The 11,348-nt window shown below is 42.8% G+C and carries 13 protein-coding genes and 1 pseudogene; 11 read left to right on the forward strand and 3 right to left on the reverse strand.

Annotated elements, in window-relative coordinates; translation table 11 throughout:
* The 7 genes and pseudogenes from ADA01nite_RS11645 to ADA01nite_RS11665 form a co-directional block, all read left to right on the forward strand.
* The coding region (locus tag ADA01nite_RS11645; RefSeq protein WP_307724484.1) for a DNA/RNA non-specific endonuclease at positions 1 to 535 on the forward strand (535 nt) is incomplete at its 5' end.
* Positions 536 to 546: 11 nt separating this feature from the next.
* Entirely contained in the window at positions 547 to 1,014 is a 468-nt protein-coding gene (locus tag ADA01nite_RS11650) for a DUF600 domain-containing protein (protein WP_146810142.1), read from the forward strand.
* A gap of 192 nt (positions 1,015 to 1,206) precedes the next feature.
* On the forward strand, positions 1,207 to 1,632 hold the full coding sequence (locus ADA01nite_RS23055) for an HGGxSTG domain-containing protein (RefSeq protein WP_371863556.1): 426 nt from the start codon (positions 1,207 to 1,209) through the stop codon (positions 1,630 to 1,632).
* A gap of 308 nt (positions 1,633 to 1,940) precedes the next feature.
* Positions 1,941 to 2,129: a hypothetical protein gene (locus ADA01nite_RS11655; RefSeq protein ID WP_146810143.1), complete on the forward strand. Its 189-nt coding sequence runs from the start codon at positions 1,941 to 1,943 to the stop codon at positions 2,127 to 2,129.
* Entirely contained in the window at positions 2,126 to 2,278 is a 153-nt protein-coding gene (locus ADA01nite_RS22075; protein ID WP_170230246.1) for a hypothetical protein, read from the forward strand. The genes ADA01nite_RS11655 and ADA01nite_RS22075 overlap by 4 nt, the downstream gene beginning before the upstream one ends.
* Before the next feature lie 899 nt (positions 2,279 to 3,177).
* Positions 3,178 to 3,483: pseudogene (locus ADA01nite_RS11660) on the forward strand (HNH/ENDO VII family nuclease); the annotation flags it as partial.
* A gap of 16 nt (positions 3,484 to 3,499) precedes the next feature.
* Positions 3,500 to 4,078, forward strand: a complete 579-nt coding sequence (locus ADA01nite_RS11665) for a suppressor of fused domain protein (protein WP_146810144.1) — start codon at positions 3,500 to 3,502, stop codon at positions 4,076 to 4,078.
* A 452-nt stretch (positions 4,079 to 4,530) separates the two neighbouring features.
* On the opposite strand, the gene ADA01nite_RS11670 is transcribed toward ADA01nite_RS11665, so the two are convergent.
* Positions 4,531 to 5,678 (reverse strand): IS3 family transposase gene (locus ADA01nite_RS11670; RefSeq protein WP_218029554.1). Its coding sequence is split into 2 segments (ribosomal slippage): positions 4,531 to 5,429 and positions 5,429 to 5,678, totalling 1,149 coding nucleotides; the frame shifts between segments, so codons are not numbered across the junction.
* A gap of 32 nt (positions 5,679 to 5,710) precedes the next feature.
* A complete protein-coding gene (locus ADA01nite_RS11675; protein ID WP_146810145.1) occupies positions 5,711 to 6,145 on the reverse strand; it encodes a DUF6444 domain-containing protein in 435 nt (144 codons plus the stop codon).
* Positions 6,146 to 6,284: 139 nt separating this feature from the next.
* Between ADA01nite_RS11675 and ADA01nite_RS11680 the strand changes: the two genes are divergently transcribed.
* Together ADA01nite_RS11680 and ADA01nite_RS11685 are read left to right on the forward strand one after the other, a co-directional pair.
* Complete coding sequence (locus ADA01nite_RS11680; RefSeq protein ID WP_146810146.1) at positions 6,285 to 6,620, forward strand: hypothetical protein; 336 nt, start codon at positions 6,285 to 6,287, stop codon at positions 6,618 to 6,620.
* A 473-nt stretch (positions 6,621 to 7,093) separates the two neighbouring features.
* Positions 7,094 to 7,630 (forward strand): hypothetical protein, encoded by a 537-nt coding sequence (locus ADA01nite_RS11685; RefSeq protein WP_174760605.1) that lies wholly within the window; start codon positions 7,094 to 7,096, stop codon positions 7,628 to 7,630.
* An 81-nt stretch (positions 7,631 to 7,711) separates the two neighbouring features.
* Here the strand turns inward: ADA01nite_RS11685 and ADA01nite_RS11690 are convergent, their stop codons facing one another.
* The gene (locus tag ADA01nite_RS11690) at positions 7,712 to 8,617 is read right to left on the reverse strand and encodes an RpnC/YadD family protein (RefSeq protein WP_146810147.1); all 906 of its coding nucleotides are present in this window, start codon (positions 8,615 to 8,617) and stop codon (positions 7,712 to 7,714) included.
* A 91-nt stretch (positions 8,618 to 8,708) separates the two neighbouring features.
* Between ADA01nite_RS11690 and ftsW the strand changes: the two genes are divergently transcribed.
* Together ftsW and ADA01nite_RS11700 are read left to right on the forward strand one after the other, a co-directional pair.
* Entirely contained in the window at positions 8,709 to 9,902 is a 1,194-nt protein-coding gene (gene ftsW, locus ADA01nite_RS11695) for a putative lipid II flippase FtsW (protein WP_146810148.1), read from the forward strand.
* Between the two features lie 222 nt (positions 9,903 to 10,124).
* Positions 10,125 to 11,336, forward strand: a complete 1,212-nt coding sequence (locus ADA01nite_RS11700; protein ID WP_146810149.1) for an MFS transporter — start codon at positions 10,125 to 10,127, stop codon at positions 11,334 to 11,336.
* The last annotated feature ends 12 nt before the right edge of the window (positions 11,337 to 11,348 follow it).

Below are 11,348 nucleotides of genomic sequence, written 5' to 3' on the forward strand. Positions count from 1 at the left end.
TGAAGAAGTGAGTGAGGTTAGTAAGATTACTAAGGGGACACCTAAAGCTACTCAGGGAACGGAAAAAGCTCCTAATAAGACTTTTATCGATAATCCATTTGATGATGCAGGGAAACTTAAACCGAATGTGAAGTATAAAGCTGGTGAGCACCAATATGATTATGAAACAGATCATCTTGGTAGAATTGAAAAGTTTAGTGCTGATGATTTAAAATTGACTACAAGAGATAAACGATTACCGCATGCTTCAAATACACCAGGTAAACAGCCAGGAGACCATGCAGGTCATCTGGCGGGAGATAGGTTCGGTGGTTCTCCTGAGTTAGATAATTTAGTTTCACAGTCTAGTAATGTAAATCTAAGCCAATATAAAAAGCTCGAAAATGAATGGGCGAGAGCGTTACAAGCAAAACCACCTAAACATGTATCTGTCGAAGTAGAAGTCAAGTATGCTGGGGATTCGCTCAGGCCTTCAGGATTTAAAGTAACGTATGAGATAGACGGAAAGATTACGGTCAGAAATTTAACAAATTAGGAGGAAGGCTTATGGCAAAAGTATTTGAGGATTATTTTTCGGAACTACAAGCTGACATGGTTTCTATTTGTCTGGAATATGTGAACAATAGAGCAGATGTAATTTATATCTATGCTTCATATGAACTTGGTGAATATGGAGTTGATGTGTTTTATAAAATAAACAATTGTGTTGTGCAAAAACATAAGTTAAATGATGCGGTGCAACGTTTTGGAGATAAGTCAGAATACTTGTATGATGTTTCTAGGGATAGACAAATTGCAATGCTTGATATAGCGAATGAAAATCTCCGTAAAATATATGATTTGTGTAGAGAACTCAACAGAGAGATGCCTACTGAGATGAAGTTAGTTTATGACGTAGCCAATAATAAATTAGATGCTACTTATAGTTATGATTTAAAGTATTCAAATGACCCTGAAAAGATTTCGAGTCACATTTTTGATGAATGGTTTGTAGAAATGGGCGGAAAGTTATAATTTACAATCCTAACAACAAACCAAACACTAAACAACTTGACAAACACTGATAAACTTTCAAAGGCTTTATTTTAACTTGAAATCTGAGCAGATTCACCCCAAACGAGTACTTTAAAGCTCGTCTGGGGTATTTTTTCGACTAAAATCTTCAAACACAAACCCCATGCAAGTTACGGAGGGGTTATAACAATGATGCGAGGACAAACAACCATATGCGGAGCAACAACTAGAAAAGGAACAAGCTGCCAAAACATCCCGATGAAAAACGGGAGATGTCCGATGCACGGCGGAAAAAGTACAGGACCAAAAGACCGGAAAAAGTTGTGTAGAAACCAAAACGCCGCAGGCAACAAAGCAAGGGTTACAACCGGGGAGTATGAAACCATAACGTGGGAGACGTTGACAGCGCAAGAACAAAACAAGTTGCGGCAACACTATGGCTTACAACCTCACCAACGGATAAATAACCCCTATGTCATGGAAGACGTACGTATAGCAAGAATGCTACAACGAAGCAGAGAGGAGACAGAGGATATCCGCTGGATTCAGATGGAAGAAGCCTTGACAAGGATACAAGGGAAAAGATGTAAACAAATTTGCAGTGTGTTACAGCGATAACCTACGAGAATCGGGTATGCTGCCATTCTACAAGGAAATCCCACCGAATACACCGGACAGGGGAAGAGAACGGCATGAGCGAAAGCGCTCGTAGGCATACATGTTATTCTTGACGCCGAACGGGATATGTATCATACTTTTGCCCATATCATACGCCTGTGCGTAGCTTGCGGATTGTCCGCATCCTTTGAAACCTTCTACACTTGCGAAAACTTATTATACAAACAAACTTCGAGCACTTGATTACCTTTTTGGTGATGCAGGTGCTTTTTTTGTTGTTGAGCCGGGAGAATGGGGAGGGGGACAGGATGGAACTCGCCCAAAGCGTGGCAGGATTGGTCCCGGAATCAGGAGATGCGGACGGGAATCTTCAGGAAGGTGGGAAAGACATCGCTCGCACTGTTGCGGCGTGTGTCCCTTTTGTTGGTGGGGTGGCCGCACGAGCGAAAGCCATTCTAAAAACAATAAAAGCTAAGAAAGCCGGGCGGAAGACATGAGCTGGTGGGGTTCAATTAAAAAGAAGGCGGAGTTACAGGCAAGGAAGTTCTCACAGTCGGTGTCGAGAGCGACAGCCGCCGTGAAGCGAACGGTGTCACGAGGAGTAGCAGCGGTAAAAAAACAGGTTCAAAAGCAGGAACAGCCGTGAAGAAAACGGTATCCAAGGTAGCAACGACCGTTAAACAGAAAGTGTTGCAGGTAAAGAAACTTGTAAAATCGGCAGTAAAAGCAACGAAAGCGGCTATAAAGAAGGGGATAAAAGCAACGAAAACAGCTGCGAAGAAGATTGTAAAAGCGACAAAAGCAGTCGTAAAGAAGGCAGCAGTACAAACAAAGAAATTCTTGAATTCGGCGGTAAAGGCAACGAAGGCAGTTGCAAAGAAGACAAAAGAAGCATTGAAAGGAGCAAAACAGAAAGCGACTGCATTCGTAAAGCGTAAAGTGGGGAAGGTTATTACCCGGGCCAGGAAGGTAAAGAATAATCTCAGTCAGAGTGAAAGGATTAAGCAATTAAAAAATGACATGCGAAAGGCCCTCATCCTATCTAAAAGTTTTGGAAAGGGAGTTTGGGATGGTGGAAAAGAAGCGGTTACAGATACCGTTGAGTTAGCAAAACAACTTTGGTACAATCCTGAGCAAACCGTAAAAAATATTGGACAATCTCTAAAAGAAACGTATAATAAGGCAGAAAAATTTGCTGGACAAATGGTGGAGGACCCGTTCGGAACAACGAACAAGGTTATCCATGGCATACAGAAAAAATATGACGAATTTCAGAAAGTAAGCCCTGAGCAGCGAGCCTATGTGATTGGGAAATTTGGGGGCAATGCGGGTGTAAGCTTAGTAGGAGCCAAAGGTGTATCGGTTGTTGCTAAGCAAACGGCAAAGGCGGTAGTAAGAGCAACACCACAGGCTATGGAGGCGATAAGTAATGAAAGAGGTTCAATAGCCATTGGAAGAAACAACAGGGATAAAGCTACTCAGGGGACGGGTGAAGTTGCACCACCAAATCCACCAAGAAAACTCACACTTGCAGAGAAAATCAAATATAGGAGACCTTCGAAGTTTCGTAAGGGCGTTCGAGACAAAGTTTGGGATAATGCCAAAGATAGTGATGGTAAAGTAAGAGACCCACTCACTAAAAAAGTAATGAACAAAGAAGAACCGTGGGATATGGGTCATAAACCGGGATACGAGTTTAGAAAACATCAAATTAGTGCGGCTGAGAGAGGAATTTCTAGGAAACAGTTTTTAGATGAACATAATAATCCTGACCATTATGTCCCCGAATTGCCAAGTTCAAATAGAAGTCATAAACTAGAGGATGACACGGATAGCTATTTAGGTCCATAAGAGAGGATGACGAGGGATGAGTGTAACGCCCGAAAAAAAACAAATTGCCAAATATATAGCTGATATATTTGGAGGCAAGGCTTCTGTGTTTAATTATGGGGATGATAATAACATAAGTAAGATAGCTATACTTCAGTCAGTTGACTCCCCTTGCGGTGGTGAAGTATCTTACTCAACTATCGGTTTATCAAGTTACGATATCGGATTAAGTGTTGAAGATAAGCCATTAAGAATTGAGTTTGTTGGTGCTAGTCCTGCTGAATATGAACAATTCGGCAATATTATTAGTACTTGTGCTTTTAATGTTATCAATTCCGATTATTCATGTTCACCGGGAACAATTTACCCTAACATTGTAAAAATGTATTACCCAGAATTAAACACAAAACATATTTTGTTCGTGAGTCCATTTTTATGGGATAAGGACCTTGAAACCCTACATTTTGAAGATAAAAAAGTAGCTTGGTTACAGGCAATTCCAATTTCTGATACAGAGTTTGTATACGCCCAAAAACATGGGAGCGAAGCGTTAGAAGATTTATTGGAAGAGTCAGACGTTGACATTTTGGATTTGAATAGACTTTCCGTTATTTGATTGTAGTTACATGACAAAACGGAGGGCTACCCACTAACGAATGAACCTCTTTACCTCATGATAACCAACATTACCTTTGTTCTACCTGTAGGAAGTTTTCACGAATTGAGATGTACGTACAGAAAAGCTGAAAAAAGTATACCCTATTTAACGCAATAGCGTTACGTTGAACAGGTCGATTATGGTCAGATACCACCATAACAGGCCTGTTTTTTGTTATCTTCGTTTTCTTGCGTTTTTTTCAAATATGACTGCAACTATGTACGTACATAGGACGATTGATAGTGTGGGAAAGGACATAATCGGTCATATAGACATCCTATCGCAACTAATCAGTATGGTGTCCCGACTATGAATAGTGTAAGGGTCAAAATCAATCTGGTAACGTGCCAGTTTATATATAGAGTAGGTCATGATATTAGGTCAATAAAGTAGACACAAAAACTTTTAGACTAGGCTGTTTTCTTGAAGTACATACGTTCGTATTCAGAAGGCGAAAAGTACTCCGTTGCCGAATGAATCCGTTTATCATTGTAAAAGATTTCAATATACTCAAATAAGCTTTTCTTGGCTTCTTCTCTTGTTCTATATGTCTGCTGGTAGATTAACTCTCGTTTGAGAATACCATGAAAGGACTCAATACAAGCGTTATCGTAACAGTTGCCCTTTCGACTCATGCTGCAACGCATGCCGTATCGTATAAGGCGTGCCTGATATTCTTTTGAAGCATACTGACTGCCTCGATCGGAATGATGGAGAACAGAACCTTTCGGTTTTTGACGGATATAGGCCCGATCCAGTGCCTGAAGGACAAGCTCTTTCGTCATCTGGCTATCTACATGCCATCCTACGATTTTACGGGAATATAAATCCATCACACTGGCTAAATACAGCCAGCCTTCACGAGTAGGAATGTACGTAATGTCTGTTACCCATATCTGGTTTGGCTTCTCCACGAGGAACTGTTGATTCAAGGTATTCTCATGAACAGGATGGGAGTGTTTCGAGTTTGTTGTCGCTTTATACTTTTTGACAGTACGAGACCGAAGGTCATTTGTTTTCATGAGTCGAGCGACCGTTTTCTGCGAGACAACCATCCCTTCCTTGCGTAATAAATGGGTAATTTTTGGACTGCCGTACAGTCTGCGAGAATCCAGAAACAATTGCCGAATTCTCGCTACAAGCTTTTTTCTACGCTGCTCTTTCTGACTTACAGGGCGTTGTAGCCACTTGTAATAACCACTTCGGGAAACTTGAAACACCTGGCACATCTTCTCCACCCGAAACATGTGGCGATGTTGATGAATAAAGGAAAAAATTATCGTTGGTCTTTGGCGAAGATGTGCATGGCCTTTTTTAAAATAGCATTTTCTTCTTCCAGGTCACGAATTCGTTTTTGAAGCTCGGAGAGCTGGTGGTTCTCGTTACGGAATTTCTGTTTGTTTCTAATTTCAGGTTCCTGCTTATATTTTTTTACCCAGTTGTTAATCGTGTTTTTACTAATGTCCAACTCTCGTGCTGTTTGGGTAACACTTTTCCCCTCCTCCAAAATATAACGAGCTGTTTGGCGCTTAAACTCTTCATCATATTGTCTTCTCATACGGACACCTCATGTATAGATTCTTATTTCTATCATAATGTGTGTCCACTTTTTAGTCTAACATCATGAGTGACTTCGATTTGAATAGGCGGAAGGTCGAAGACCTGCCGTTTTTCGTGACGAAGGACGGGGACGTGTGCGAACGAACTGCCACAGGAAGAACAGTCGGTCACCGAATGAATCACGATATGATCGGGATGCTCTACACGTTGTAAGGTGTGACCGACATGTCCGAGCTGTCCGCCAGGTTTTCGATTGGTTTTTGGCCGAAGACTTTTTGGTTTCGGTTTATGGAATTCGTCGGTAGAAGGCGGCTTGTGGCTGTTTTTGGAGTTTTTTTTATCCTGATTCTCAAGTTGTTGAACCTGTGCTTCCAGCGTTTCAATACGCGAGCAGAGTGATTCAACAAGTTGAACCATAGCTTGCGGGCCTTTATGATATACCGCGAGGATATCCTTTCGTTTCATGTCGTCTCACCTCCTGTCTTCTTCATTTTTAACGGGAAACAGCAGGAATAGACTCTATACATAAAAAAAATAACTATTAGCACGCTGAATAGTTACAAATGAAACATTAGAGTATCTTTTGGAAGAGGGAGAAGATGGAATGTCTATACCCTCTATTACTACAGCTTTTTGGGGAGATGCCGACAATATTATCTCCATTGATAATATCGTAAGATTAATTCAATATGGTGGTTATCTTTTAGAGAGACAGTTAATGGAATATGAAGCTGCAGTTGAGTCTTGGCGAGATTATTATGAGATGACGAATGTGCAAATTGATCTATTAGAGTCGATATATGCTAGAAAAATCAAAAGACCAGACGCTAAAATAATATTAACTAAAAGAGAAATTGAAATGATTGGAACAGATGATCCTGAGGGATTGAGTGAAAGTAATACCTCGTTTGAGGAAATCGGAATAGTTTGGGAGAATTAAAGTAATGGGCTACCCAGTGCCGAATGAATCTCTTTCTCTGTTACTAACAAACATAACCTTAATCATGCCTGTACAATATTTCCTTGATTTATTTGTACGTACATCATGGCATGTATTGAAATATATAACCTATTTCCCGTCTCCAATCCTTTCATTTCACCCTCAATATGTTCAGTTCCTATCGTTCTTGTTTTCAAAATCATGACCTTCGTTATTTCCCGTTTCTCTATAATTCATATTTCATGCAACAATTTCAGTCATACATCGACAACTAGGGTGAGAAAAATAATGAGATTCCTTTTAAGAGAATCGCAACTTTTTCTGAACCTGTAGCGATTATTCTGTGTAGAGGAACATCATCCATCTGGTAACGTGCCAGTTTATATAGATTGTTTGGGAAGAACACGTGTGAAAGGCTAGCCACCTTCCCTCTAATTCAGCGAGAATTCGTGAAAATTTTTGAGGGGGAACACATGAGCAACATCAAGGTATCCATAGACAGAATCGTCATTGAATACAGAGATGTCTATTGGACATTCTTCAACCCGTTCAAGCAGAACATCTGTGATTATTATGGGATTAAGGAGTATATTGGGAAAATGGGATTCAAGTACCATCTTCATATTCGGGAATGTCCTAACCGTTATTTCCATATCTCATATCAGCCCTATCATGAGCCAAAGTCTATGAAGCATACGTTACGCATTGAAACGCATCTTGACCCTTTGGAGCATTTTCAGCCTATTCTTGATGGATTGAAGGCAAATGCAAGTTCCATCTGGTTTGTCCGCTGTGACGTAGCGTTTGACATTTCCTGCCCGATGAATCAGGTCTTTACTGCATCGAGTACAGGCAGACGCATGAACCTGTACGAGGGAACAAGGTATTACGGAAACAAGAGACAACGGCAACAGGCAGGCTATTGCAGAGTGTACGACAAGTGCAAGGAGCAGAAGAAGCAGAAACAAAAGGGGAGACTTCCTCCGATTACATTTCCTGTCCCCCTTTAGAAACCGAGGATGGAAAAGAAAAATCGCCCTCACTCTGGGCGATTTACTCCTTATGTTTTTGATGTGGCGAAATTCATTTTGTTACTGCAACCGTTTCTTTTCTATTTGTTTGGGAACCTTTTCCTGGATAAAGTCTTTTACTTCCTGTAAAGATGGCGCTACCGTGACTTTCAGCAACAGTTCGTCGATATGTTCCTCCTTCGTTAGTTTCTGTATATCTTCGTGTAAAGCTTTCGCAGCATCTCCAAACTTCGCCTGCAAAAGCACATGGACAGCTTCCCGTTTTCCCTCCTGTCTTCCTTCCTGTCTTCCTTCCAATCTTCCCTCTAATCTCCCCTCTTGTCTTCCTTTCTCATGCCAGGATGTTGTCAACTCCATAATTCGTCCCTCCTCGTCAGGATCAAGCTTTTGTAATTCCATGCGCAAGTGTTGTTCTTCCTCTTCACTCAATGGCAAGTAGGTTTCAAAAAAGCCGGTAAGCAATGTCATACGAGCCGGGTCTTGTTCAAGCCGCACCAGCATGCGAAGAAATTCTTTTTTAACTTCGACTCGTTCTTCGGGTGTGTACCCCATTTTGCTAAGCAGCGCCGCCGCTATCGGATTGTCCTGCTGGATATAGTCACGCCAGTTCTTTCGTTTCAGTTCGACCTTTAAGAACCGGAATGTCATCACATCGAAGAAAGGGAAGGAGATGTGGAGCGTATCGGGTTCTTCTTTGACTTTATCATAGCTGAAGACGGCGATCGGTAAAATGCGCCTGCGGTATTTCTCATACAGTCGACTGAAATAAATGAACATCCGGTCGTGAAAGGCTGTTTGTTCATACGATTGTGGCTCCACATGAATGATGATAAGACTTTCTTCTCCTTTCAGGCGCGTTTCTACGAGAAGATCGACGCGCCGTTTCTCTCCTTTCAGACTCTTGTTTCTCCTTCTTTCCTCACAATTATCACAGAAAACGGGGGTGCGTCCGTTCAGCGTTCGCACCTCGTTTTTTATTGTTGGTTTTCTTCCATTTTGTGTTAAAATGAGGTGTAGTTTTCATACATTGTGAAGGATACCAGAGGAGAAGAGCGAGATGAATAAAAGAGGAAGGCCGGATTTCTGGCTGCTAATCTTAACGTTTATTATCGTTTGTTTCGGTGTAGTGGTCGTATATAGCGCAAGCTCTATCGAGGCCATCGATACATACGGTGATGCCGCCTACTATGTGAAAAACCATTTGGTTCGTGTGGGGCTTGGCATTTTTATTATGCTGGTCGCGATGAATATTCCGTTTACTTTTTATAAAAAGTATTTCTTTCATGTTCTGTCTTTTTCCTACTTTTTGCTTGTCGCCGTACTAATCCCCGGTGTCGGGGCAAAGCGAAACGGGGCCAGAAGCTGGCTTGATATCGGTCCGTTGCAGATTCAACCGGCGGAATTTGCGAAGATTGCGTTAATCATTTATTTGGCGGGTATTATCGCAAAAAAGGGGGAGAAATTCTGGGATTTAAAAAAAGGATTCATCCCCGCCGTTGTGGTGGTGTCGCTGTTTTTTGTCATGATTGCGATTCAGCCTGATCTGGGGTCGGCGGCGATTCTGGCATTAACAGCGGCAAGCGTGATCTACGTTGGAGGAGCACGGTTAAAGTATCTTTTGATCCTGGGCATTCCGCTTCTTTTATTCGGTGTTGTCTATACGTTCTTGTCAGCCTATCGTTTGAACCGTTTTTTGGTTTTCTTAAACCCATGGGACGATGGAATGGACGGGCTTGGTTGGGGGTATCAGCTCACACAGTCGTTTAGCGCACTGGCGCACGGAGGAATCATCGGGACAGGCCTTGGCAAGAGCATAGAAAAATATCTGTATCTTCCTGAGGTTCATACGGACTTCATTTTTGCGATTATCGGGGAAGAATTCGGGTTTATCGGTGTTTTATGCTTTTTGTTTACCTACTTGTTCCTGCTGTGGAGAATGATGTTTATCGCCATCTCTTCAGAAGACGTATTTTCAAAGCTGGTTGGGTACGGTGTAGCCAGCATGATAGCCATTCAAATCTTTATTAACATTGGTGGGGTCATTGGCGCCATTCCGCTTACCGGTGTTCCTCTTCCGTTAATCAGCTACGGGGGTTCTTCGCTGCTGGTCACCTTGCTGGGCATCGGGGTTACGCTGAGCATTTCAAGGGAGATCGACCGGCAGAAGATGAGAGAAGCAATGAGCAGCATCACACAGAAAAAAGCCCCTCCAATGCGTAAAATACATGCGCCCCGCCGATATAAAGGATAAATACCAGAAAATATAAATAAATAAATTTGTCATAAGAGTTCATTTCCTATTTCCATGTCTGACTGACTAAACCGGATGATAGTTTCATCCGGCTTTTTTTATGTGAAACATTCAAAGAGTATGTCAGGTAATATGACACAAGAAGTAACATATAAACACTGTTTTTATACAATAAAGCCATCACCACTAACATAGTTAGCTACGGAAGGAGGCGTCTCTTATATGGAAATCCGAAATTTTTGGAAAAGTGGTCATTGGCCAACCCTGTTGGGCTCCTTTTTATATTTTGATGTGAGCTTTATGGTATGGGTGCTGATGGGGGCTACAAGTGTGTATATCACCCAAGACCTGCAGTTAACCGCCTCGCAGAAAGGATTCATGGTGGCGCTGCCGATTCTTGGCGGTTCAATCATGCGTGTGGTTATGGGGCTGCTTGCAGACCGTATCGGAGCCAAGCGAAGCGCCGTGCTGGGGATGTCGCTGACACTGATTCCGCTGTTTTTGTTGTGGATGTTCGGTACTACGTTATATGAAGTGTATGCATATGGCTTTTTGCTTGGTATCGCGGGAGCCAGTTTTGCGGTCGCGCTGCCGCTCGCCAGCCGGTGGTATCCCCCCCGTTACCAAGGCCTGGCCCTTGGCATCGCGGGTGCAGGCAACAGCGGTACGGTATTCGCCACATTGTTCGCTCCGCGTCTGGCTGAATATTTCGGCGGATGGCATGCCGTCTTCGGACTTGCGATGATTCCCGTCTCACTTGTTTTAGCCGGTTTTGTTTTACTGGCGAAAGACGCACCGAATCCGCCGCCTGCTAAACCGCTGCGGGAATATGTACGCATGGTACGAGTGAAAGATGTGTGGCTGTTCTGCTTCTTTTATAGCATCACATTCGGCGGCTTTGTAGGAATGGTCAGCTTTCTTCCGCTCTTTTTCCACGAACAATACCAGCTACCGACCATTCGTTCTGGTGACTTTGTGACGTTTTGTGTGATTGCAGGCAGCTTCTTTCGCCCGATCGGGGGCTGGCTTGCGGATAAATGGGGGGGTGTGCGTATCCTGCAAACTCTTTTCCTGTGCATTTTAACGCTGTTTCTCTGCGTATCCGCCATGTTTTCTCTTCGTTTGGAGCTGTTGTTTCTGCTGTTGATTATGGCGAGCTTCGGACTTGGAAACGGCGCGGTATTTCAGTTGGTCCCTCAACGTTTTGCAGAAGACATCGGCATCGTGACTGGAATCGTCGGTGCTGCGGGTGGAGTAGGTGGCTTCTTCCTTCCTTCTCTGTTAGGTGTTTTAAAGGACATGACAGGGACGTATACACCCGGATTCATCGTGTTGGCCGTCATCGTGGGGCTTGCGCTGTTTACGATGCTTGCTGTGAGTCAGCGCTGGAGCGAATCACTGGTTAAAAAAACATCAACCGGGTCCGCTGTTTAATGATTGTCTCTA

It is taken from the genome of Aneurinibacillus danicus (genome assembly GCF_007991215.1).
GTDB classification, from domain to species: Bacteria; Bacillota; Bacilli; order Aneurinibacillales; family Aneurinibacillaceae; genus Aneurinibacillus; species Aneurinibacillus danicus.

Excerpts from the sequence above, each read along its gene's own strand:
- ADA01nite_RS11650 (WP_146810142.1), top strand. The coding sequence starts at position 547 with ATGGCAAAAGTATTTGAGGATTATTTTTCGGAACTACAAGCTGACATG.
- ADA01nite_RS23055 (WP_371863556.1), top strand. The coding sequence starts at position 1,207 with ATGCGAGGACAAACAACCATATGCGGAGCAACAACTAGAAAAGGAACA.
- ADA01nite_RS11655 (WP_146810143.1), top strand. The coding sequence starts at position 1,941 with ATGGAACTCGCCCAAAGCGTGGCAGGATTGGTCCCGGAATCAGGAGAT.
- ADA01nite_RS22075 (WP_170230246.1), top strand. The coding sequence starts at position 2,126 with ATGAGCTGGTGGGGTTCAATTAAAAAGAAGGCGGAGTTACAGGCAAGG.
- ADA01nite_RS11665 (WP_146810144.1), top strand. The coding sequence starts at position 3,500 with ATGAGTGTAACGCCCGAAAAAAAACAAATTGCCAAATATATAGCTGAT.
- ADA01nite_RS11675 (WP_146810145.1), bottom strand. The coding sequence starts at position 6,145 with ATGAAACGAAAGGATATCCTCGCGGTATATCATAAAGGCCCGCAAGCT.
- ADA01nite_RS11680 (WP_146810146.1), top strand. The coding sequence starts at position 6,285 with ATGTCTATACCCTCTATTACTACAGCTTTTTGGGGAGATGCCGACAAT.
- ADA01nite_RS11685 (WP_174760605.1), top strand. The coding sequence starts at position 7,094 with ATGAGCAACATCAAGGTATCCATAGACAGAATCGTCATTGAATACAGA.
- ftsW (WP_146810148.1), top strand. The coding sequence starts at position 8,709 with ATGAATAAAAGAGGAAGGCCGGATTTCTGGCTGCTAATCTTAACGTTT.
- ADA01nite_RS11700 (WP_146810149.1), top strand. The coding sequence starts at position 10,125 with ATGGAAATCCGAAATTTTTGGAAAAGTGGTCATTGGCCAACCCTGTTG.